General features: G+C 43.4%; 22 protein-coding genes. 8 read left to right on the top strand and 14 right to left on the bottom strand.

Translation table 11 applies throughout. The features are described 5' to 3' along the window. Positions 1–28: 28 nt before the first annotated feature. Complete coding sequence (gene rpsJ, locus UH38_RS05830) at positions 29–346, top strand: 30S ribosomal protein S10 (RefSeq protein ID WP_045053699.1); 318 nt, start codon at positions 29–31, stop codon at positions 344–346. A gap of 110 nt (positions 347–456) precedes the next feature. Beyond that, positions 457–1,098, top strand: a complete 642-nt coding sequence (locus UH38_RS05825) for an LON peptidase substrate-binding domain-containing protein (protein WP_045053698.1) — start codon at positions 457–459, stop codon at positions 1,096–1,098. 144 nt (positions 1,099–1,242) lie between these two features. Here UH38_RS05825 and pheA read toward each other — a convergent pair whose 3' ends face one another. From pheA to UH38_RS05810, 3 genes are all read right to left on the bottom strand, one after another. After that, a complete protein-coding gene (pheA, locus tag UH38_RS05820; RefSeq protein ID WP_045053697.1) occupies positions 1,243–2,091 on the bottom strand; it encodes a prephenate dehydratase in 849 nt (282 codons plus the stop codon). A 133-nt stretch (positions 2,092–2,224) separates the two neighbouring features. Next, the gene (locus UH38_RS05815; protein WP_045053696.1) at positions 2,225–2,866 is read right to left on the bottom strand and encodes a hypothetical protein; all 642 of its coding nucleotides are present in this window, start codon (positions 2,864–2,866) and stop codon (positions 2,225–2,227) included. 19 nt (positions 2,867–2,885) lie between these two features. Continuing rightward, positions 2,886–4,130, bottom strand: coding sequence for a glycoside hydrolase family 10 protein (locus UH38_RS05810; RefSeq protein WP_200892307.1), 1,245 nt, complete (start codon positions 4,128–4,130; stop codon positions 2,886–2,888). A gap of 184 nt (positions 4,131–4,314) precedes the next feature. Here UH38_RS05810 and UH38_RS05805 point away from each other — a divergent pair, with 184 nt between their 5' ends. Next, complete coding sequence (locus tag UH38_RS05805; protein WP_045053694.1) at positions 4,315–4,905, top strand: DUF1997 domain-containing protein; 591 nt, start codon at positions 4,315–4,317, stop codon at positions 4,903–4,905. 18 nt (positions 4,906–4,923) lie between these two features. Here UH38_RS05805 and UH38_RS05800 read toward each other — a convergent pair whose 3' ends face one another. The 4 genes from UH38_RS05800 to UH38_RS05785 all read right to left on the bottom strand — a co-directional run bounded on the left by UH38_RS05800 (position 4,924) and on the right by UH38_RS05785 (position 11,335). Further along, positions 4,924–5,577 (bottom strand): ribonuclease HII, encoded by a 654-nt coding sequence (locus UH38_RS05800; protein WP_082065315.1) that lies wholly within the window; start codon positions 5,575–5,577, stop codon positions 4,924–4,926. 76 nt (positions 5,578–5,653) lie between these two features. Continuing rightward, positions 5,654–7,786 carry an Rne/Rng family ribonuclease gene (locus tag UH38_RS05795; protein ID WP_045053692.1) on the bottom strand — a complete coding sequence of 711 codons (2,133 nt, stop codon included), beginning with the start codon at positions 7,784–7,786 and terminating at the stop codon, positions 5,654–5,656. A gap of 513 nt (positions 7,787–8,299) precedes the next feature. Continuing rightward, a complete protein-coding gene (locus UH38_RS05790) occupies positions 8,300–10,915 on the bottom strand; it encodes a TIGR03960 family B12-binding radical SAM protein (protein WP_045053691.1) in 2,616 nt (871 codons plus the stop codon). Between the two features lie 84 nt (positions 10,916–10,999). Continuing rightward, the gene (locus UH38_RS05785) at positions 11,000–11,335 is read right to left on the bottom strand and encodes an STAS domain-containing protein (RefSeq protein ID WP_045053690.1); all 336 of its coding nucleotides are present in this window, start codon (positions 11,333–11,335) and stop codon (positions 11,000–11,002) included. Between the two features lie 718 nt (positions 11,336–12,053). Here UH38_RS05785 and UH38_RS05780 point away from each other — a divergent pair. Continuing rightward, positions 12,054–13,226, top strand: coding sequence for a pyridoxal phosphate-dependent aminotransferase (locus tag UH38_RS05780; protein ID WP_045053689.1), 1,173 nt, complete (start codon positions 12,054–12,056; stop codon positions 13,224–13,226). On the opposite strand, the gene UH38_RS05775 is transcribed toward UH38_RS05780, so the two are convergent. Further along, on the bottom strand, positions 13,223–13,588 hold the full coding sequence (locus UH38_RS05775; RefSeq protein WP_045053787.1) for a hypothetical protein: 366 nt from the start codon (positions 13,586–13,588) through the stop codon (positions 13,223–13,225). The two genes, UH38_RS05780 and UH38_RS05775, sit on opposite strands and share 4 nt — an antisense overlap. Positions 13,589–13,935: 347 nt before the next feature. Here UH38_RS05775 and clpS point away from each other — a divergent pair, with 347 nt between their 5' ends. Together clpS and UH38_RS05765 are read left to right on the top strand one after the other, a co-directional pair. After that, a complete protein-coding gene (clpS, locus tag UH38_RS05770; RefSeq protein WP_045053688.1) occupies positions 13,936–14,217 on the top strand; it encodes an ATP-dependent Clp protease adapter ClpS in 282 nt (93 codons plus the stop codon). A gap of 12 nt (positions 14,218–14,229) precedes the next feature. Next, a complete protein-coding gene (locus UH38_RS05765) occupies positions 14,230–15,087 on the top strand; it encodes a CPBP family intramembrane glutamic endopeptidase (RefSeq protein WP_045053687.1) in 858 nt (285 codons plus the stop codon). 37 nt (positions 15,088–15,124) lie between these two features. On the opposite strand, the gene UH38_RS05760 is transcribed toward UH38_RS05765, so the two are convergent. The 3 genes from UH38_RS05760 to UH38_RS05750 all read right to left on the bottom strand — a co-directional run bounded on the left by UH38_RS05760 (position 15,125) and on the right by UH38_RS05750 (position 18,750). Then, positions 15,125–15,760: a pentapeptide repeat-containing protein gene (locus UH38_RS05760; protein WP_045053686.1), complete on the bottom strand. Its 636-nt coding sequence runs from the start codon at positions 15,758–15,760 to the stop codon at positions 15,125–15,127. Beyond that, a complete protein-coding gene (locus tag UH38_RS05755; protein ID WP_045053685.1) occupies positions 15,750–17,117 on the bottom strand; it encodes a DICT sensory domain-containing protein in 1,368 nt (455 codons plus the stop codon). The genes UH38_RS05760 and UH38_RS05755 overlap by 11 nt, the downstream gene beginning before the upstream one ends. A 64-nt stretch (positions 17,118–17,181) precedes the next feature. Beyond that, positions 17,182–18,750 (bottom strand): photosystem II high light acclimation radical SAM protein, encoded by a 1,569-nt coding sequence (locus UH38_RS05750; protein WP_045053684.1) that lies wholly within the window; start codon positions 18,748–18,750, stop codon positions 17,182–17,184. 484 nt (positions 18,751–19,234) lie between these two features. Here UH38_RS05750 and UH38_RS05745 point away from each other — a divergent pair, with 484 nt between their 5' ends. Then, positions 19,235–19,597 carry a DUF1830 domain-containing protein gene (locus UH38_RS05745; protein WP_045053683.1) on the top strand — a complete coding sequence of 121 codons (363 nt, stop codon included), beginning with the start codon at positions 19,235–19,237 and terminating at the stop codon, positions 19,595–19,597. Positions 19,598–19,765: 168 nt separating this feature from the next. Next, positions 19,766–20,200, top strand: coding sequence for a DUF4079 domain-containing protein (locus UH38_RS05740; protein ID WP_072044886.1), 435 nt, complete (start codon positions 19,766–19,768; stop codon positions 20,198–20,200). Here UH38_RS05740 and UH38_RS05735 read toward each other — a convergent pair. Genes UH38_RS05735 through nuoB form a run of 3 tightly spaced genes read right to left on the bottom strand, consistent with a single transcriptional unit; the run spans position 20,192 to position 22,058 of the window. Further along, entirely contained in the window at positions 20,192–20,701 is a 510-nt protein-coding gene (locus UH38_RS05735) for an MAPEG family protein (RefSeq protein WP_045053681.1), read from the bottom strand. The genes UH38_RS05740 and UH38_RS05735 overlap by 9 nt on opposite strands. Before the next feature lie 59 nt (positions 20,702–20,760). After that, positions 20,761–21,336 carry a Uma2 family endonuclease gene (locus UH38_RS05730; RefSeq protein WP_045053680.1) on the bottom strand — a complete coding sequence of 192 codons (576 nt, stop codon included), beginning with the start codon at positions 21,334–21,336 and terminating at the stop codon, positions 20,761–20,763. A gap of 38 nt (positions 21,337–21,374) precedes the next feature. Next, complete coding sequence (gene nuoB, locus UH38_RS05725; protein WP_045053679.1) at positions 21,375–22,058, bottom strand: NADH-quinone oxidoreductase subunit NuoB; 684 nt, start codon at positions 22,056–22,058, stop codon at positions 21,375–21,377. Between the last annotated feature and the right edge of the window lie 51 nt (positions 22,059–22,109).

The raw sequence follows: 22,109 nt of genomic DNA, 5'->3' as shown, positions 1-22,109 counted from the left end.
TATAAACTTGAACCTAGAAAACTAAAAAATGGCAACTCTTCAGCAGCAAAAAATTCGCATTCGCTTACAAGCTTTTGACCGCCGTTTGCTCGATACATCTTGCGAAAAAATTGTCGATACGGCAAATCGGACTAACGCTTCAGCAGTAGGACCAATTCCTCTACCGACAAAACGCCGGATCTATTGTTTATTGAGATCGCCCCACGTTGATAAAGATGCGCGGGAACACTTTGAAACTCGTACCCACCGCCGGATTATCGACATTTATCAACCTTCTGCTAAAACAATTGATGCTTTAATGAAACTCGACTTGCCTTCAGGTGTAGATATCGAAGTCAAGCTATAAAAACTAAATTTGCCTTTTAGAAAAGCTCTAAAAGGCAAATTTATTAGCAGTATAAATATCAGAAATTCGCTACAGTTAAGACACGTAGTTACCGTTTCAACCCTTCGCCGATGACATCCTCTTCCCAAATTGCGGTGCGAGAACTTCCATTATTTCCTTTACCGGAGGTAGTGCTATTTCCTGGTAGACCTTTACCTTTACATATCTTTGAGTTTCGCTACCGGATCATGATGAACACGATCTTAGAAAGCGATCGCCGTTTTGGAGTATTGCTGTTCGATCCCGTACGCAAAGAAGTTTCTAATATAGGTTGCTGTGCGGAAATCGTGCAATACGAGCGGCTGCCAGACGATCGCATGAAAATGTTAACTTTAGGTCAGCAGCGGTTCCGCGTTTTGGAGTACGTACGCGAGAAGCCTTATAAAGTAGGCTTGGTAGAATGGATTGAAGATCGTCCCCCCCAACAGGATTTAAGACCGCTAGCGACTGAAGTAGAACAACTCCTGCAAGATGTAGTGCGTCTGTCAGCAAAACTTACCGATCAACGCATAGAATTACCGGAAAATATTCCTAATTTGCCTACAGAACTATCCTATTGGGTAGCAAGCAACCTTTATGGTGTGGCAATAGAACAGCAAATGCTGTTAGAAATGCAAGATACAGCAAGTCGGTTAGAGAGGGAAATAGAAATTCTTACTTCTACCCGCAACCATTTAGCAGCCCGTACGGTGTTGAAAGACACTTTTAACTAAATTAATTGCTGGTAGGGAAACCTTCAATGTCTTTGCTTGTCTCTGTTGTTGCCTGTCTGTAAGGAAAGGAACGCAGATAAATGCAGATAAACGCAGATGCAATATGGAAATTTATGCGGTGTTGCGGGTTTAGTTATTTAGTTGCTAGTTTTTGGTTAGCGATAAGACATTGTAGCTACCGAAGATTTTCAGGATTTCTGTGTGCATGGCAAGCTCGGCGATCGCAGCTTGGACTGATGGAGAGGTAGTATTGCCTTCAAGATCTATAAAAAATAAATAATCGCCGAGCGATCGCTTGCTGGGGCGAGACTCAATTCTACTGAGGTTAATACCTCGTTTGGCAAAAACTTGCAAGGGTTGTACCAATGCACCAGGAATATTTGCTCTGGTACTAAAAGCAAGGCTAGTATGACTGCCTATTGTAGACTCTGATAAAGCTAGCACCCAAAACCGCGTACAGTTTTCGGCATAATCGTTGATCGAGCTAGCTAATATCGGGATATTGTAAAGCTGGGCTGCTCGCGGCGATGCTACAGCACCCGCGTTTGAGCCTTCACCGAGCTTTTGTAGTGCTTCAGTTGTGGAATTAGTAGGAATTAACTCTACCCTGGGCAAAAACTGCTCTAACCATCCCTGACACTGTGCTAAAGCTTGGGGATGAGAATACACAGTTTCGATGTTGGCTAAAGAGTCGGCATGAGATAACAAAGTATGAGCGATCGGTAAGACCAGAGCGAGGTTAATGCGTAAAATATCTAGCTGCCAGAGCATATCTAAAGTAACGGCAACGCTACCTTCAATAGAGTTTTCGACTGGAACTACAGCTAAATCGACTTGATGGGTAGCGATCGCTTTTAGGGTTTTAGCAATACTAGGATAAGGGCATAGAATAGGTTCTTGTTTAGTCTGTTGGTGCAAGATATTGGCGTAGGCAACAGCAGCTTGTTCTGAATATGTGCCAGATGGACCTAAATGGGCGATGGATATTGTCATGAATTAAAGAGGAGATTTATAAGTAAAAGAAAAAAGAACCACAAAGATGCATTCACGTGGTGTTGCGAAGCGTCTAGTATGCGAAGAAGGATGGAAGTTAGAGCTAGTTGCTTGAGTTATAAATAATTTTTGCTTATAAAGTGCTTTTTTGAGCGAGATTTTGTTTGAGTCCAGATAATTTTTCTAACCAAATTAAAGCAATTCCGGTGATGGCTGCGATCGCTAGCCACGCTACTGCTAGCCCTACAACTTCGCTTAAAAATAAGCGCGTAGCTTGGCGTAAAACTCCCCCAATCGCCCAACCTATAGGTAAGCCAACAGTCCATGCTCCAGCACTTATCAATATCCATAAGCTAGCTTTTTTTAGGTGCTGCCTGAGTACAAACCACTGCCCGATACCTAGCAAAGCGCCTACTTGCAAGCCGTTAATCAAGCCAAAGATAACTCTTGGCTCTAGGCGCAACGTGCGCGGAGCCATCCAACCTATTGCACCAAAATGACTTGCACCAATCAAGCCCCAACTAATAACACTTACAGGTATCCACCATAGAGCTATTGTTTGAGAACGTTGCCTGAGAATTAAACCCTGCGCTAATCCGACAACCGCGCCACCAATCGCTCCTTCGTAGACTCTGATATAAGGTCTAACATCGACTTCAATCAAACATAAGCTTACTAAAAAACTGCCAAAGGTAACTAACAACCATTGCAACCAAAAACCGCAGTCAGTTTTCAGGTATTTTACGATTGAGGACTGAAGATCAGGAGAATCCATGAGGGTGCGATCGCATAACTTATTTGCTTGGCTTAGAAGGTGAAAATAAAGCTTGAAAAACATCTCGGCGTTCTTGGGGAGATTCTGGCGCTATATATCCCCACAAGCTTTCCCAGTAAAAGAAGGATACCCCACTATAACCGCGATCGCGCACCAATTGAACTTGGCTTTTTATTTGCTCGATAGCTACGGGATGACTCAAAGAGCCTGTTAATATACCAATACCTACAGGAATTTTTTGCCGAGCAACTAAGAGCGAACTTTGTTGTAATTCAGCTATAAAAGTTTGGCGACTTGTGCGATAAACTTGACAAACTAATTCTTCAATCAAACCAAGCTCCACCCACCTGCGCCAGTCTTGCAAAGTAGCTCTATAAGCGTAATATTGAGGATTGGGTGATAGCGTAACCAAACAATTAGGCTTAACAGCTTTAACAGCTAGATAAATTTGCTGCATAAACTTTGTCAGTTTGTCTGCTCGCCAGCGCAACCATTCTGCGTCTACAGGGTTACTAGGAGGGCTTTTACCTTGGTGTTCTTGTTTGTATAAGTCAATAGTAAAAGCATCGTAACTAAACTCGTTAGGCAAGCCAAAATGGTCGTCAAGCTGAATGCCATCGACATCGTATTTAGTTACCACCTCAACAATTAAATCGCGGATAAATTGCTGCACTTGGGGGTGGAAAGGATTAAGCCATACGCCTTTATTGACAATTGGGGGGTCGACTTGTTTGAGTTTAGGATTGCTAGCTTTGGGTAAAGTTGGCTCGTTTTCTTCAGCTTGAAAAACCTTGCTGCGATCGCGACGGCTAGTTAACCAGTCAGGATGACGCTTAACCAATGCCGAGGAAGCTGGAGCCATAAAACCATACTCAAACCAGGGTATAACTCTTAAACCTTGGCGATGCGACTGTTTGACAATTTCCGCCAAACTATCTTGCCTTAATCGTAAAACTTGCAACCATAAATCGCGATCGCGTCCAATTACCTTTTTGGCTACAGCACTAGGGTAAAACGTCGCTCCCCGATTCCAAACTACAGGATAAACAGTGTTGAACTTTAGCCTAGCTAGCTGATTTATTGCTCTATTGATGCCCCAAGGAGTATATAGCACTGCACTACTAACATTAGTTAGCCAAACACCGCGTATTTCTGTGACTTTAGGGGCTACGCTCAAGCTGGGGGAAGTTTGAGCGCAGGTAAGCGCGATCGCAATTCCCAAGCACAGCAACAACATTAACCAGCGATTGAGTCTCTTTAACAAAATTTACAAACTATTGATATTTAGACATTTCGATCTTCAACCTTGTACTACCCTTACCTTTAGACGGAGGCTCTCTATACATACAAATTTTTACAATTATTCATAACTAAATAAATATCGTTAGCGATCGCAATTACTTGCCAGAAAGATATTAAGATTAGCAAACAGGTTTAAATAACTACTCATGCCTACTAGGTTTACTGCCTCTCAATCGGTAGAAATTGTGGTTCCAGAGCAGCCAGTTGCAATTTGCCACTACTTGCGTCAGCCTCAACGTTTAGTTCATGCCCTTGTAGACCCCACTCGTATAGAGACGCTAGGGGAAGAGCATTTTCGCCTCAAGATGCGTCCTTTAGAGTTTATGACGTTGAGTATTCAGCCGACGGTAGACTTAAAAGTTTGGGCAGACGCTAACGGTACTGTGCGCTTGCAGTCTGTAGCTTGTGAAATTCGTGGCGTTGAATACATCAATCAACGCTTCGGTTTAAACCTGCAAGGATATTTATCCCCCCATCAAATCAACGGACAAACATGGCTAAAAGGTAACGCCGATTTGGAAGTCCAAGTCGATTTGCCGATGCCTTTTGCCATGATGCCTAAGCCAATTTTAGAAACAACTGGCAATGGTTTATTGAAAAGCGTATTGCTGACAATTAAGCAAAGATTGTTGCATCAACTTTTAGCCGATTACCGACTCTGGGTGAGCGCTCAATCCGAGCAAGCAAATTTGACAAGTCAAGTTCCGCTAATATCATCAAATACCCAAATTATTTAAGGCTAGGAGATAAGTGGGTCAGGGGGAGCGCATCCTAATGCCTTGCTCGTTTTCAGCAAAATTTTGGCAACAGCGAAAGGATAAGCGATGTAATGGAGAAGGACCAAACTCTTGCAACGCTTGAAGGTGTCTATTAGTGCCGTAACCTTTATTAGCAACTAAATCGTACATCGGGTACTTATTAGCCAGACGAACGATTAAGTCATCGCGCCAGACTTTGGCAACGATGCTAGCAGAGGCAATAACTAGCGATTTCTCGTCTCCCTTGACAAAAGTTTGTTGAGGTACAGATAAGTCTTTAATCTGCTGATTGCCGTCAACTAAACATAGATCGGGCTGTACTTTGAGTTTGAGTACAGCCCTTTTCATTGCTAACAAAGTTGCTTGCAAGATATTAATTTTGTCAATTTCAGCAGTAGAGGCAAAGCCAATATTCCAATCTAAAGCGATCGCACAAATTTTTTGCGCTAACTTAATTCGACGAGAACTAGACAATTGCTTGCTATCGCGCATCTGTGCTAATACCAACTCAGACAAAGCTGAAGTAGGCAGAACCACCGCTGCCGCTACTACCGGACCAAATAAAGCTCCTCTACCTACTTCATCAACACCAGCGATCGCCTTAGCAGCAATTGAAGTATCAAACTCTAAACCTATATATTCCTTTTTCACGAGCGAGACAGATCCCCCTGTGGTCCCCCTTATAATTACGAATTACGAATTACGAATTACGAATTATTGAAGTGCCTCAAGCATTATCTTCAGTAGCAGAAGAACGACGGCGACGGCGACGAGTTGCTGGTTCTTCGCTAGCCAATTCACTTTCTGGAGTAGCTACAGCAACAGGCAAAGGTATAGGGCTAGGCGTTGCTGATGGCTCTTCAGGTGGTTCAACAGGTAAGGTTAGTTGCTCGGAATTAGTCGATTCTATTGCTGGTTCGGGCGATCGCTCTTCTTGTTCTACTTGCGTATTAACTACTGCTACAGGGTCAATAGTATGAGTTCTTGACGCTTGTCCAGGCAAAACAACATTAATAAGTGCCGATTTGGGGTTCTTGACTTGGCGATTTAACAAGACCAAAGGCGATACACCCATTACTGCATATACGTCCTGTTGCTCTGAAGTCATTTCTACAGTCACGATCTCTGGGGGCGTAACTACAGGTTTAATTGGTTCTGGCTTGACTGGCTTACTGCGTTCTGCTCTTTCTACCCAATTAGCTTTATTACCTACAGCAACTTCTGGTGTTTGCGGTAATTCTGGCTCCAAATCTATTCCTGCTTCCCGTTCGCTCACAAGAGTTAAATTACGATCGCTACTTACCCGCTCCCGCTCGTTTGGTGCGCCCTCATCCATACCCATACGGCTGTTCCGGCGGCGGCGACGGCGGTTGTTAGGCTCTCCTAATTCTTGATAGCTGGGATGGTTGATTAAATTTAAAGCAGAATTACGCTCTTCAAACTCAAAATTAAAAGTTTCTGCTGGAGTTTCATAAGTTTCGCGCTGTTCTGGAATGCGCGGCATCGGCGTACGAAATTCTCGATTTGGCGTAACTGGAGATCGCTCTGGAACTTCAGCAATTACTACTCTTTCCCGACTATCTCGATTGGTTGTTGCCGATACTTCCCGTTCGACGCGCTCTGTCTCTCCTGGTAAATGTGCTAAATGCCCTAAGCCACCACAGGTAGGACAAGTGCTACCAAATAATTCGTAGATATTTTGTCCTTGGCGCTTGCGGGTAAGTTCTACCAACCCTAATTCTGACAGTTGAGCAATTTGCGGTCTTGCTTTATCAGCTTTTAGCGCTTTATTAAAGTGTTCCAAGACTTGCAGTTGATCTTTGCGCGATTCCATGTCAATGAAATCTACTACAATCACCCCAGCAATATTTCGCATTCTCAATTGTCTGGCAATTTCTGTTGCAGCTTCGCAGTTCGTCCACAAAACTGTTTCTCTAGCTGTTGCCGAGCGCGTAAATGAACCTGAGTTGACATCAATTACAGTTAGTGCTTCTGTCGGCTCGATAATTACGTAACCTCCCGAAGGTAAATCTACTCGCGGCTTTAAAGCTTCTCTAATTGCAGCATTAATGCGGAAGTATTCTAAAATTGAGGTGCGATCGCGGTGATGGTCGATCAACACTCCTTGAGGAGCTTGTCCGCCACTCCAGTTGACTAAATACTGCTTGACTCGCTTCAACCCAGTGCTGGAATCAACTACAATCCTATTTACATCTGCGCCGTACATATCCCTAAGTACGCGCTGAATAAAATCATCGTCGCGGTTTAGCAAGGCTGGCGCTCTTGTAGATTGAGCTTCTTGCCCAATTGCCTCCCACTGCTTTTGCAGCATTTCCAAATCTTCAATAATTGCCTCTTCTGGTTTGCCTTCTGCTTCAGTGCGTACTAGCATCCCCATTCCAGAGGGCTTAATCAAAATTGCTAAAGCTCTCAAGCGGTTGCGTTCGTTCTCGCTTCTAATCCGCCGCGATAAGTTCACGCCTCGGTTAAACGGCATCAGTACGACATATCGCCCTGGTAAAGTTATATTACCCGTCAGCCTGGGTCCTTTATTCCCTGTCGGCTCTTTCATTACCTGAACTAAAACTTTCTGTTGCGGTGTTAGCAATTCTGTAATTGCCCCTGCCGTACGTTTTAGTCGTAAAGGTCCTAAATCGGTAACGTGAATAAATCCATTGCGTTCTGAGTCCCCTATATTGACAAATGCGGCATCTATCCCAGGTAGGACATTTTCTACGACTCCGAGATAAACATCGCCGATTTGATGATGACCTGTGGCTACTACAAGTTCTTGAATTTGATCTTCGCTAAAAACCGCAGCGATATGATGCTGCTCGGCGATAATAATTTGTTTTGGCATTCAATTTCCTCAAATTCGGCAGCGCCCAAGGCTTTGAGGATGGTTCTCTCGCTTTTGCAAGCCAAAGTGGTGCTGCTGATAATTCCATTAGGGTTTAACTTATGTTCAAAAGCAAAAAGCTACAAACGCTGATTGCCCAAGAAGCGCGGGCTAATTGCTGCATACTATGGTAGACATCTAATTCAACCATTTGTAGTCAATCTTTGATGCAGTTTCCCAACCTATATGCGTTCGGGAATGCAATCTTCAGGGCAATGAAAAATCAAAGCGCTTGCTATTGGTTACTTAGCTACTCGAAAGCAACAAACAATAAAGAGTTCCTGATTCGCCTTAGTTTCTATGTAAAAGAATCGTCGGGACAGTTCTGCAATTATTTTTGCTTCAACCTGCGATCGCTAGGTGAGTAAGCTACAGCACGCAATCGGGCGCTAAAAAACTGCTATTGATTAAATTCTAGCCTAAGCTGTGAAAAAATCAATTAGATAGCAAATCCAAGTTTTTACTATCGACTATTTAAAACTCAAATACAAGCCGATCGCGGTGGATCTGCAGCAGTTCAATTTCTCCTAGTGCAGTTACTTGTGCGAGCATAAACAACAATTGCTCTGGGCGCAATTGAGTACCATCATTTTGACAACTGCCCACATAGCGTAGCACTACTGTTTGGCGATCGCTCATTGCAACTACTTCTAAGGAAAACAAGCGATCGCACAAATTCACCATCTGCTTTTTCCCCGACTTAGTTGTATGCTCCCACCAAATAGCATCTTGAGCTTGAATCGCGTCTACCCAAGTTTGCCATTGAGTTAGAGATACATCTTCAGAGGTTGCTATAGTCAGCAAATATTCAGCTTTTGCTAAAAACTTAGCTGCTGCTGAAGCCTTAAGATCTACTGTTTCCACGCGATAGACTGGTAAATTTGCTGGTAAATGTGCGCTCAACTGTTGTTGAAAAGCTGTTAAATCGACTTCTTGGGTTAATTCAAAATCAATAATTTCCCCAGAGCTAGTTACGCCCAAAGGTAAAGCCATAGCGATCGCCATGCGGGGGCTAGGATGAAAGCCACCACTAAAAGAAATTGGCAAAGCCGCCCGTCGTAGCACGCGATCGAACAAGCGCAGCAAATCGAGGTGACTAATCAAAGCCATATCTCCCAACTTACCAAACCAAACTCGCACCCTGTGGACTCTATCTGTGTTCGGTACAAAGTCCCCAGCAAATTCAGGTACTTCTTTGGGTGCAACGACAACATTATGACCAAAATCGATGCTACAAACACCACAATGAGAGCAGCCATCAAAAGAGCAATCGGGCACTGTCGCCGCCGCCAAAGCGTTCTGCAAATCAGCTTTGAGCCATTCCTTACTAATACCTGTATTAATATGCTCCCAAGGCAACCGCAATTCCAAAGCATCTAAAGAACGAGCAAAAGCCAACTCTTCCCCTGCCTCCCCTGCTCTCTCCTCCCCTGCTTCCTCCGCCTCCATCTGGCGATACTTCCACCCCAATCCAGATTCAGCGATCGCACTTTCCCAGGCACTATAAGCCCGCTCTACGCTCTCGTACCATGAATCCATACCCGCACCTAATTCCCAAGCACGACGGATGACAGCAGCTATGCGGCGATCGCCTCTACCGACAAAATCCTCCATCGCGGAGATCCGCACGTCAGTAAAATTTACTTTTAAATTCTTGATGCGGCGAAATTCCTGCTTCAGCAACCATTGTTTGCGCTTAAATTCAGCTTTGGTGACGCTATGCCATTGAAACGGTGTATGTGGCTTAGGCGTAAAGTTAGAAATAGTTATGTTGACACTTAAAGGCTTTCTGCCATTAATGCGGCATTCGCGTTGCAACCATCTGACGGTTTCGACAATGCCTAAAACATCTTCGTCTATTTCTCCTGGTAAGCCGATCATAAAGTACAGCTTAACTTTGTCCCAACCTTGCTCTACTGCTGTTTTGACACCCCTCAATAGTTCTTCATTAGTTAGTCCTTTATTAATGACATCTCGCAATCTTTGCGTTCCCGCTTCGGGCGCAAATGTAAGCCCTGCTCGCCTAGTACCGCCCAAAATATGGGCGATATTTTCATCAAACCTGTCTACTCTTTGGCTGGGCAATGATAGAGAGATATTCTCATCTTTAAGACGATTTTTGATTTCTACTCCTACAGCAGGCAAAGCTAGATAGTCAGAACAACTGAGGGAAAGTAAGGAAAATTCGTTGTATCCCGTCTCTCGCATCCCTGATTCTATTGCTTCTACTACTAATTCTGGTTCTACATCCCTAGCTGGGCGAGTTAGCATTCCAGGTTGGCAGAAACGACACCCACGAGTACAACCGCGGCGAATTTCTACTGTTAGGCGATCGTGTACCGTTTCTACGTACGGTACTAAACCAATTGAATAAGCGGGAATAGGCGTTGCCACTCGCCTTAAAATTGTCGTTGGTACGTCTGGGCGATTGGGCTGCACTGAGCCATCTGCCGCCATGTCATAAAATTGAGGGACGTAAACGCCTGGAACTTGAGCTAAATCTAGTAATAGTTCTTGTTTGCCCAGGTTGGCTAGTTTTCCTTCTTCTAGCACTAGACCTATTTCTGGCAACAACTCTTCCCCATCACCCAAAGCAATAAAATCAAAAAAGTCAGCGTAAGGTTCTGGGTTTGATGTTGCTGTTTGTCCGCCAGCAAAGATTAGGGGATAATGCTCGTTACCTTGTCTTTCTTTCCAGGTAAGAGGAATTCCTGCTAAATCTAACATTTCGAGAATATTGGTTGCCCCTAATTCGTAGCTGAGGCTGAAACCTAAAATATCAAATTCTACGAGCGATGCTTTGGACTCTACCGCAAATAAAGGCGTGTTGGTGTCTCTAAGCTTTACAGCTAAATCTGTTGCTGGGAGGTACGCGCGATCGCACAATTGACGGGGTTGCGCGTTGACGATGTTGTAGAGGATGATATGCCCCAAATTGGACGCACCCACCTCATATACTTCTGGGTAAGTTAACACCCAGCGTACTGTTGCCGTATCCCATTGCTTGTGTATCGAGCCTAACTCGTTACCTAAATAACGTGCAGGTTTAAAGATATCGGCTGTTAATAGTTTTTCAACCGCTAGTGCCACTTTGCTAATTTAGAGCTATTTTGCTCTAACTTAGCACTAATTTTCTTGGCGTTTACTTGCTTGGATAATATTGTTTAGACAAACTTAGGCGATCGCTTTTTCAAAAGCAGCACTGTCTTCGTAGATTTCAAACACGCGATCTAGTTGCGTAAGTTCAAAGATGATGCGAATCGCTGGGGAAACACAACACAAGCTAAAGCGTCTTCCTAAAGACTGCGCCAACCGCAAGCTGGAAACTAATGCCATCAATCCTGCACTGTCTAGAGACTCTACTTGTTCCAAGTTTACCAAGAGGTTAGTGCAACCATCTTGCGCTACTGCTTTTACCATTCTTTGTTGAAATTCACTAGCGTTTGAGGCGTTGATAGCACCGTGAGGGCAGATAACTGTAGTTTTTGGATAGGCGATCGTTGTTGACATTGTTTTTTCCCAGGAGCTAATACTCAATTACATAAATTTCATTTCATCAGAAGCAGTCAATTTTAGTATCAACCGCATGGCTGAAATTTTCTCTTCAGCTTGTCACTTAAATCTATCAGTGTTCATAAAACTTAAAAGTGTATGATTATACAAAAATCCTCAGATGTACCAATTTATAGATAATTTCTATCAAAACTAGCGATCGCAGTGACTAAAGGCTTAACTTAGCTTGAGGTCTAATCTATCTTTAGGCATAGGTTAACCAAGTTAATATAGTTACATTAGATACATATGTTAGCAACAGAAAAATCTGAGTGGTTTTGTCAATACAGTATATTTAAACTCCATAAATTTGGTTATAAATCTGCTTTTACCTTCAATTTGTTGCCAGCAAATTCCGAATTCTTTGCTAAACAACTGAGAAGAAAATCAAAATCCAGGACAGAGAGAAGTTATAAATTTTTAATACCTCCTCAACAACTGCAAAAATAAGTGGGTGGTCTTAATGCAGCGATTATACAGAACAGATAACAAATGCAGACCTACCTTTAGATAGATTTATGCTGAAAGCCAATATTTCCGTAGAGCGTAAACTATGGTATTGTGCTTTGCACTAGCAGACAGTTGTAGTTAACGACTGATAAGACTTTATCGGTGGGCTAGAAGGCGATCGCCAATTGCCGATACATTTATTTATGTAATTTGTTGCTAAATCGTCATGCAGTTTGCCAAACGCCTAGAAAAGATTCCTCCCTACCTATTTGCCGAGATCGATCGCAAGCGCGACGAAATGGTTGCTAAGGGAGTAGACATTATCAATATGGGAGTAGGAGATCCAGACAAACCAACTCCAAGCCCAATCGTTCAAGCGATGCACGCGGCGATTGACGATGCTAGTACCCATAACTATCCACCGTATCAAGGTACAAAAGACTTCCGCGAAGCAGCAGTCAAGTGGATGGAAAAGAGGTTTGGAGTGAAAGACTTAAACCCAAATACTGAGGTAGTTTCCTCTATTGGTTCTAAAGAAGCTATCCACAATACATTTTTAGCTTTTGTTGAACCAGGAGACTACACTTTAATTCCCGATCCAGGCTATCCAGTGTATCGGACTTCGACCATTTTTGCTGGCGGCGAGTCTCATGCCATGCCATTGTTGCCAGAAAAGAAGTTTTTGCCCGATTTAGAGGCAATTCACCCAGAAATAGCGCATAAAGCTAAGTTATTGTGGATCAATTACCCAAATAATCCTACTGGGGCGCTAGCAGACTTAGAATTTTTTGAGAAATTAGTAGCGTACTGCAAGCAGTATGACATTTTGCTGTGTCACGATCATGCTTACTCAGAAATGGCTTATGACGGTTACAAACCGCCTAGCGTGTTGCAAGTACCAGGCGCGAAAGATATAGCAATTGAATTTCATAGCTTATCTAAGTCCTATAATATGACTGGCTGGCGGGTTGGTTTTGTTGTCGGTTCCAGTCATGGCATTAAGGGCTTAGGGCAAGTTAAGACAAATGTAGATTCAGGCGTATTTAAAGCAATTCAAAAAGCAGCGATCGCTGCTTATTCTACCAGCGAACAAGAACTGCAAGCTGTCATGTCTGTGTACCAAAAAAGGCGCGACATTATCGTTCAAGGATTGCAATCTTTAGGCTGGGATATAGAAGCACCCAAAGCGACGCTTTATGTCTGGGCGAAAGTACCTCAAGGCTATACTTCAACAGAATTTGTCACGCTGTTGTTAGATAAATGCGGCATTATTGTTCCCCCTGGTAACGGCTATGGCGCAGCGGGAGAAGGATTTTTCCGTATCGCCCTTACTGTTGCTGACGAACGGATGCACGAAGCAATCAAACGGATGCAAGAAGCTGGCATTCGTTACAGCTAAGTTTCGCTATTTTGTGCCTGCCAAAGTTGCACGATAAACTTATTTAGTTGCTCGCGAGCAAGAGAATTGGATTCTTGTTGTGGTGTGGCAAACAAATCAGTTAAATAAGGCAAAATTTCCGTATCCAAAGCAGGGCGAAACAAAGCACAAGACCACAGCAGATCGACCGTTGGGCGCAAATCGTAGCTTAACGGTTCTGCTAGAAAAGTGCGATCGCCTTGCGGATATTCTAACAAGAGGATAGGGCGTACCCAGCATACCTGACGCGATTCTACAACTTGGATAACTTCAGCATACAAGCTAGTATTTTGATGCTCTAAACAAACAATCTGTCGCGGTTGAAAATCGCACTTCAAGCCCATTACCATTAACTCCGTAGCAACAACAAGCCTGTTTTGCTGCTTTCTATATCGATTATAAATAACGTCAAAGAGACAAGGAAGAATTTTACAGTGACAGACAATTAACACTAGCTAGCTACTGTTAATTGTCTGACCTACTAACTATCTCATCATCAGCTATTAGCTACTTAGATCAAAGTATTTTCCTCTTTCTCTTTTAACTGGTCACTGGTTACTGGTCACTGGTCACTGTACTTTATCCTCCCTGGGAGCGATCGCACTTGCCGATCTACGCTATAACTTGAATTAATATGTGTCAGGCAGTTGCTTGACGCAAATTGTAATTAGTAACCAAAGAGTAGAAACCCGTGTCTGTTGAAACTATTGAGCAGCGTTCAACCGCCCGTAAACTTGCCCCTCAATATCGCGTTCTCTTGCACAATGACGACTTCAATAGTATGGAGTTCGTGGTGCAAGTCTTAATGCAAACAGTAGCTAGTATCACTCAACCCCAAGCTGTCAGTATTATGATGGAGGCTCATAGTAATGGCATAGCTCTGGTAATCGTCTGCGCTCAAGAACACGCTGAGTTTTACTGTGAAACCTTGAAAAATCACGGATTGCACTGCACAATTGAGCCTGATGAGTAAGTAGGCATTGCGTTGCAGAAGATTAACTTCGTCCGTATAGCTAAATACCCAGCCCCAGTTAGGTTAAGTATATTTATACTTACGTTGTTAGCGTTGTGGTTGCCCTTAGCTGCACCTATTTATGCGTGGGGAGGCGATCCCAATTTAGTTAGCATCATCACGCTGGTGCTGCTGTATGGAGAGTTTATTTTTCTGGTTCGCTTTTGGGGCGATCGCGTTTACAATCAGCCGCAGGTACTTAGAAGCTACGGCTTAGTCAAAACTAGGCGCAACGTTCGAGAATTGCTAATTGGGCTGGGAATTGGTTTAATTGCCGTTCTCAGTCTATTTAGTTTGCAAGGCTGGTTTGGTTGGCTAGTTTGGCAAGAAAATGCTTCTTTGCCAAAAATAATTTTAGAAGGCTTATTAAGTGCGATCGCTGTTGGTTTTGCAGAAGAATTATTGTTTCGCGGCTGGCTGTTAGATGAATTGCAACGCGATTACCGCCCAAATGTCGTATTGTGGGCAACTACCCTCATATTTGCCGCACTGCATTTTATTAAACCTTTGCCCGATATGCTACGTACAGCCCCACAATTTCCAGGCTTAATTTTGCTGGGTTTGACGCTAGTTTGGGCAAAGCGCAGCAGCAAAAATCGGCTGGGTTTACCTATTGGCATCCATGCAGGATTAATTTGGGGATATTACATTATCAATGTAGGTCAACTAATTAAATATTCCGGTCGAGTTCCCGATTGGATTACAGGAGTCAACCAAAATCCCTTAGCTGGCGTTGCAGGCATAGTATTTTTAAGTGCAATAGCTGTAGCAATGAGAAAGCGATCGCGTTTTCAACTTAGGAACCAATCCCAAGCAAAACCACTTTCTTAAAGAAGTTAGACAACACACAACCAAGAAAATTAATTGGTCACTGGTCACTGTTAATAGTACCAACTAAACAAGCACCAGTAAAATTAACTCCAGCTAAATTAGTACCTTCCAACTCAGCGCACAACAAATTTGCACCTGTCAAATTAGCTCCTGCTAAATTGGCATTGCGTAAGTCTGCTTCCTCAAGATTTGCTTCTTGGAGTAATGCACCTTGCAAGTCAGCGCCGCTAAGATTAGCACCTTGTAGATTTGCACCGCTTAGATTGACTCCCCGCAAATCCGCGCTTCTTAAGTCTACACCTTGTAAGTTGACGCTCATTAAATTAGCGCCGCTTAAAAAGGCTCCAGCAAAAGATGCTTGAGATAACTTAGCACCCATTAAATTAGCGCCTCTAAGGTTGCTACCGCGCAAGTCAGCACCACTAAGATCGGCTTGCATTAAGTTAGCCCCTAGCAAATTCGCCCGTAAGTCAGTGCCTAATAATTGACTACCTAGTAAATTTGCTCCATCTAAACGCGCTCTTTCTAGTTTGGAACTGGAAAAATTTACTCCAACTAAATTAGCTCCAGACAAATTGATACCAGTAAGATCTAGCTTTGAGAAGTCTTCATCTTCTAAGTTGGCTCCTGGTAGTTGAACGTTTTTTCCTTTACGAATAGCTTCAATATCCACGACTGCTTGCTCTCTCTTCTTGTTCTATCGATTTATCTGTGCTTTGTTGTGTATCAATTAACCACATTCCGGCACTAATTTTAGGTGATGAAACTGACAAATTCAATCCCTGTTGCAGTCCCATAACTAAAAGTTCTAGGGTATCTATTAGTTTTGGCTCCCAGATTGTATTTTCCTCTGCTCTAAATTCTGAGAGAACTTGTAATAATACAGGTTCGCTGCTATGTTGAGATGCTTGTCGTGCCATGACGCGCTGTTGAAAGGTAGCCGCTAAACCTAAAATCCTTGATTCTAGGGGAATTTTTTCGCCAGCCAATCCCGCAGGTTGCCCATTACCATCCCACCATTCGTTCTGATGGGTGATGATTTGAGCGATCGCACTCATGCGTGGCATTGTCCGCAATACTTGCGCTGCTGGTACTAATGGGCAACTAGGAGCATCGCCATATTCTACTGTGACTGTACATGGAGCTACGCGGTGGAGCAATCCAGCAAGGCGCAAGCGTTTAAGCTGCCATGCGGGTAAATCTAGCATTTGACCGATGGTTTCTGCTAGCGTTGCTACTTCTGCGGCTGCCATTTGGTTGTTTGTGTCGGCAATATCGATTAATTGCGCTAGGCGCAGAAAGGCTTGTAGTTCGTTAGAAACTAGGTTGTTGTCTAATGCTTGTTGGTGCGTGCCTATTTTGCCATCAAGGACATCAATTTCGCTAGTTTGCAGGTAATCGACGACGCGGTGAACTATTTCGCCTAAGTCATCTTGGGCGGTGGTGGGGATGAGAGCGGCTATTTCTTGGGCTTGGGTTGTTAGTTTTTGGGCGAGTTCGGGGTCGTATTTGTTGATGTGGGCGATCGCTATATCGACTGTTTCTTGGACTAATGTTGGCTCAAATGTCCAAAATCCGTAGAATTTACGTTCGAGGTCTGTGTCTGGTTGTCCTGCTTTGCCGTAATCTTCCTCTGATAGTTCTTGGCACAGCACCATTGCTGTATAGCTTGGAGCCATGATAATCAAGTGCCATTCTTGGGCTACTGGATCTTTTGGATCTAAGCCGAGGATGTCTACATTGCCTAGCTGGCTGGTTGGATGTTCGGCAAATCCGGCATCTGGTGCTGCCATTATGGCTACTTGTTGCGATTTTTGCGCTAGTTCGTGGTATCTGTCTGCTTCTTGGAGATACCATTTGCCGCGCTGGAAGGCAGTGATTACTAGGGGCGGGGTGCTAGTGGTGAGAATGCAGTCTTCTAAGGCGTGACAGAGGGCTACTAGGGTGTTTTTGTAGTAAACTCCGAAGTTTAGAGGACGTTTTTCGGTGTGGGCGGCTGCTAGCTGCTGTAAGATTGAACCTTGTAACATGGTGGATTTTGTAAAAAGAACTGCGATCGCAAAGTGTAGCGTTTAGGCGCGAAGAACACGAAGTTTAGGATGCTGTTATGAGTTGTTTGGTTGTGGTGATGGGGGCGTTTAGGGCTTGCTCTAGGTCGGATTTGCCTAGTTTGGCTTCTAGGATGTTCATTACTTCTCGCCCAAAGTCGTTGGGGTTTTGTCTCCAGGCTTGGAGGCATACTTCACCGAAGAATGAGCCTAGTGGTTCTGGGTTCCAGAGGAGTTTTTTGGCTGTCCAGGGCATTAAGCTCATAGGGTCGTAATCTGGTTTGAGGATGCCGTTATTGAAGGCGTATTCTTCTAAGTGGGTGTGGGGTTGTAAGCCAATGAAGAAGATTGCTGGCTCTACTTTGTCGGCTCCGAAGATTTTTTCTAGTTCTCGGTGGTAGGCTATGGTCTGGCGGATAGTTTCGGGGCGTTCGTCGATGACGTTGAAGGAGTAGTTGACGGATACTAAGTCGTTGAAGCCTGCTGCTTTGAGGTCGCGGCAGTTTTGTAATACTGTACGTAGGTTGTAGCCCATTCGCATTTTGCGGACGAGTTCTTGCGAACCGCTGGTAATGCCGATTTCAAAGTAGTTCATTCCGGTTTTGACCATTAGTTCGCACAGTTCTGGGGTGAGGTTGTCGGCGCGAATGTAGGCTGCCCAGTGGATGTCTTTCATGCCAGAATCTACTATTTTTTGCAGTAGTTCTATGGCATCGTCTATGAATCTGCGGGCGGGAATGAATTGTGCGTCTGTAAACCAAAAGTTACGAATGCCGCGATCGTATAATTGCCGCATTTCGGCTACTACTTCATCGGCTGGGTTGATGCGTACTTGTTTGCCTTCTACTACTGTATAGACGCAGTAACAACAGTTGTGGGGACAACCACGTTTTGTCTGTACGCCGATGTAGAAGTCTGACGATTGTAGGTAGTATTGAAATTCTGCCCAGATTTCTTCTATGTAGTTGTAATTGCAGGCGGTTTTTTCTAATGGGGTTGGTTGTTCGTGAATTAGGCGATCGCGTGGTTTCTCTTCTCCCACTACATAACAGCGTTCGTCTCTAATTTCTTGTCCTTTTAATAGTTTTTCTAATAATGTCTCGCCTTCACCTACCGAAACTATTGTCCCTTTAGGCAATTTGTTACTTAATTGCTCGTAAAATACGCTTACTGCCCCTCCGCCTACTACTACGCGGGCATTTTGATGATATTTTTGGGCGCGTTTTAAGCCACGTTCGATTAATCCTTTGTTGCGCCACAATTCGCTGTAGTAAGAAACGGCTAGTCTCAGTCCGCCGACTGCTCCTCTAGCTTTAATCAATGGATTGCTGGCATAGTAAAATTCAAAGGCGTTCTGTAAGGGATTGCCGCCTCTTCCTCCCACTGGTGCGTATATTTGAATGTCTCGCCAAGAAAATACTAATAATGTCGGCTGAAACTCGTCGATACAAGTATCTAACGCTGAGTTAAAGTCCAATGGCGGTACTGTGCCTAAGTCGAAAATGCGTTGCTCAATTTGAGAAAATTGTTTGTGGATATGATCGGCTAGGTAAACAACCCCGATTGGGAAAATGGGATTGCACGGAAGGCGAACGTAGAGAATGCGGTTTTCCATTGCGGTTGTTTTTACTTGAGCTAGTCAAATGCTCCGACTGTAGCCAACAATACACTCTTACTTAACCATATTACTTTTGCCTGTTTTGCCTCTCTATAACTTGAGAGAATTTGCTTGGGCTTGGTCTTATGGTGCTGATTTTTTCTTGGAAGTCTCTGCTAACTTAGGTTCCTGAACTTTATTTACATAACTTTACGATAACATCTACTTTACTCAGCCGAGTCAAGAATTAAATTAATTTTGCTATCAAATTTCCAGATATATGAGAAGGAAGCAAATAGTTAACATTGAATAGATAATTCGTCAAATACAAATTGGCTAAATTTGCGAAAGCTTAATATAGAATTAAGTTTGTGTCTCTCTATCTTAAGAAATAGATTAATAGATTTGGTGCAGTTGGTAGTGGAGGTTACAACGCTGGGGATCGCTCGGTGTTAGCTTAGAAAGTGTAATCTTAGTGTGGCTATCAAGCTCCTTAGCAGTTATGGCTCAAATCTTAGATCCCATACCACCGAATCAACCAAATCGTATCGTCTGCTGCTACGTTAATGCCACAAGTAAAATTCAAATAGCTCGCAGTTCAAATGTGGGAGATTGGTATTTTGAGCGGGTCGTTTTTCCAGGTCAGCGTTTAGTATTTGAAGCTCCAGCCGATGCGGTTTTAGAGATTCATACAGGAATGATGGCAAGTGCAATTTTATCAGACAAGATTCCTTGCGATCGCTTGGCGTTGGATGAAGAAAGCAGTAGCGCTTTTAGTCAGCAAGCAGACCAACAAACGCTAGAATCAGCGAACGAAGGGTACAATTCCTCTAAACAACCAAACTTAACTGCTGCTTTATCTTGAAGTGTGGCTGAGAATCAAAAAATTAAGTACGCCCTTTTGCGGGCTGTAAAATAGAGCAGCCTGTTTTTAAATAAAAACTGTTTCTTAAGAAAGATCCCCATTAATACCCAAAAGCGCGGTAATGTAGCTAGCACGTAAACTACGCTTTATTTAATTGGGTTAATTGCGTTGAATCTACCTTCGTTTATTTGGTTGTGGAAAATAGCAGCCTGGTCGATGGGTCTATCAATACTGGCTTATCTGCTACTAGCAGTTACAGGTGTGTGGATGTTTAATGCTAGAAACCAATCGACCTCTCAACCAACTTGGCTGCGATCGCTTCATTATTTACTCGGTGCTAGTTTAGTCAGTTTGGTACTGCTATTACTAGCTATTGGCATTGTTGGCACGTTAGGGCATTTTGGGTCTTTGGGTCATTCGTCCCATTTTGGCGCAGGTTTAGCAGTTGTTGGCTTAGTTTTATTGTCTGGGGCAAGTTCTACGTTAATTGGAATTATGCCTTGGGCGCGTCCTTTGCACATTGGCACAAATATTACTCTATTTATAGGCTTGGTGTGGGTATCGCTTACAGGTTGGAATGTAGTGCAAAAATATTTACCTTAAACCTTGTAAGCCGTAATAAATGCAAGCACTTGAGCCTACTATGTAGACAAACCAGGTGGCAAAAAAACCTATTGCTCTACTGATAGAAGGTCCATAAGTCTTAATTACGCCCCAAGCATAGATAATTCTTGCTAGTGTTAGCGTGCTGCCTAGTAACCACAATAACCAAATTGGCGATCGCATTAATTCAAGGGCGACTATAAAAAGCAATCCCAAAGGAACATATTCCACAAAATTGCCATGAGCGCGAACTTTGCGCTGTAAAGTACCTTCCTGTCCAACTTCGCTAGTTGAAAGCTTTTTACTCATGGTTTCTACAGTAGATACCCATGCAGTAGGATTGGCAAGAGGATCGATTTGCATTGTAACGTCCTGCTTTGATTCTCCATGCCAAACCCTCTTTCTTGTCCGCTCCATTACTACGATGTAGGAAAGTGCTAAAGCAACAAAACCATTAAGCCCAACAAAGAGAGTTGATATGGGAATAGTATTTAGATTCATGTCAAAAATTTGCTCAAACTACAACTTGACACTGAGAAGCTACTGAATTAAGCGATCGCCTAGCTCAAAATTCCCATCAAATCTAGTACAAATCCAGGTAATACATCCTCTCCTGATAAACTGGTAGGCGACTTCAATACTTCTACATTTTGCCCTAAACGATAAATCTCAACTTGCTGATTTTGCGGATCGATTAACCAAGCTAGACGCACGCCACAATCCATGTATTCTTGCATTTTTTGTTGCATTGCTCTTAAGCTATCAGTTGCAGAACGCAACTCTACAGCAAAATCGGGAGCCATTGGCATAAATTTTGCTGGATCTGGATTTAGAGCTTCTAACCGCTCTTTGCTAATCCAGGAAGCATCAGGGGAGCGGTTTGCACCGTTAGGAAGTTTATAGCCTGTGGAAGAATCAAAAGCTATACCCGTTCCATCTAAATCCGTCCAATTAAATAACCACTGGTTTAGTCTCCCATTACGGTTCCCGCTTTCCCATCCTGTAGGTGGCATTAGAATCAGTTCTCCTTGTGCAGTACGCTCGATTCGCAAATCTTGATTGTTCTGACACAGTTGAAAAAACTGTTCATCTGTTAGCTCGATTGTTGGACTTAAGTTAAAGGTAATGGCTTCCATATTTTACCTTTTGCGATCGCTCTAACCGTAGCGTAGCACTATACCTGTTCGGGTTTTTGCACTATATTTGATAACGGCAATTCCATCTTTGCATCCATTTCTAAAGATTCTTGTCTTTCTGGACTTCTCAGATATTGTCCTATGTGGCTTTCAGGCACAATTTTCATATTATGAGTGCAACTATAATAGCGGTGAGTTTGCGAGGAGTGCGATCGCTCTTGCATACTTTCATTAGCTATTTTTTTCCGCAACTTAACGATTGCATCCATTATCGCTTCTGGTCTAGGCGGACATCCAGGCAAATATACATCTACAGGAATTAATTTATCTACTCCCCGCACAGCGCTAGGCGAATCGGCGCTAAACATTCCCCCAGTTATCGTGCAAGCACCCATTGCAATTACATATTTAGGTTCTGGCATTTGTTCGTAGAGGCGCACCAAAACTGGAGCATATTTCATTGTTATCGTGCCTGCGGTAATTAGTAAATCGGCTTGTCTGGGAGTCATGCGGGGAAATATCCCAAATCTATCTAAATCAAACCGAGAGGCTAGCATGGCGCTAAATTCAATAAAACAGCAAGCAGTACCAAACATCAAGGGGTACAAGCTAGACATCTTTACCCAGTCGTAAAGGTCATCAACAGTAGTGAGAATAACGTTTTCTGACAATTGTTGAGTTACTTGCGGGCGACTTCCAGGATTGATAATTTGTGTTGACATATATACCTCCAACATTTGCCTTTAGTATCGGCAGTTAGTAGTGGGCTGTCT

The organism is Aliterella atlantica CENA595 (assembly GCF_000952155.1).
Taxonomy (GTDB): domain Bacteria; phylum Cyanobacteriota; class Cyanobacteriia; order Cyanobacteriales; family Chroococcidiopsidaceae; genus Aliterella; species Aliterella atlantica.
Note: the sequence above shows the minus strand (reverse complement) of the source record. Positions and strands in the feature narration are given on the sequence as shown.

Excerpts from the sequence above, each read along its gene's own strand:
- rpsJ (WP_045053699.1), top strand. The coding sequence starts at position 29 with ATGGCAACTCTTCAGCAGCAAAAAATTCGCATTCGCTTACAAGCTTTT.
- UH38_RS05825 (WP_045053698.1), top strand. The coding sequence starts at position 457 with ATGACATCCTCTTCCCAAATTGCGGTGCGAGAACTTCCATTATTTCCT.
- pheA (WP_045053697.1), bottom strand. The coding sequence starts at position 2,091 with ATGACAATATCCATCGCCCATTTAGGTCCATCTGGCACATATTCAGAA.
- UH38_RS05815 (WP_045053696.1), bottom strand. The coding sequence starts at position 2,866 with ATGGATTCTCCTGATCTTCAGTCCTCAATCGTAAAATACCTGAAAACT.
- UH38_RS05805 (WP_045053694.1), top strand. The coding sequence starts at position 4,315 with ATGCCTACTAGGTTTACTGCCTCTCAATCGGTAGAAATTGTGGTTCCA.
- UH38_RS05795 (WP_045053692.1), bottom strand. The coding sequence starts at position 7,786 with ATGCCAAAACAAATTATTATCGCCGAGCAGCATCATATCGCTGCGGTT.
- UH38_RS05785 (WP_045053690.1), bottom strand. The coding sequence starts at position 11,335 with ATGTCAACAACGATCGCCTATCCAAAAACTACAGTTATCTGCCCTCAC.
- UH38_RS05780 (WP_045053689.1), top strand. The coding sequence starts at position 12,054 with ATGCAGTTTGCCAAACGCCTAGAAAAGATTCCTCCCTACCTATTTGCC.
- UH38_RS05775 (WP_045053787.1), bottom strand. The coding sequence starts at position 13,588 with ATGGGCTTGAAGTGCGATTTTCAACCGCGACAGATTGTTTGTTTAGAG.
- UH38_RS05755 (WP_045053685.1), bottom strand. The coding sequence starts at position 17,117 with ATGTTACAAGGTTCAATCTTACAGCAGCTAGCAGCCGCCCACACCGAA.
- UH38_RS05750 (WP_045053684.1), bottom strand. The coding sequence starts at position 18,750 with ATGGAAAACCGCATTCTCTACGTTCGCCTTCCGTGCAATCCCATTTTC.
- UH38_RS05745 (WP_045053683.1), top strand. The coding sequence starts at position 19,235 with ATGGCTCAAATCTTAGATCCCATACCACCGAATCAACCAAATCGTATC.
- UH38_RS05735 (WP_045053681.1), bottom strand. The coding sequence starts at position 20,701 with ATGAATCTAAATACTATTCCCATATCAACTCTCTTTGTTGGGCTTAAT.
- UH38_RS05730 (WP_045053680.1), bottom strand. The coding sequence starts at position 21,336 with ATGGAAGCCATTACCTTTAACTTAAGTCCAACAATCGAGCTAACAGAT.
- nuoB (WP_045053679.1), bottom strand. The coding sequence starts at position 22,058 with ATGTCAACACAAATTATCAATCCTGGAAGTCGCCCGCAAGTAACTCAA.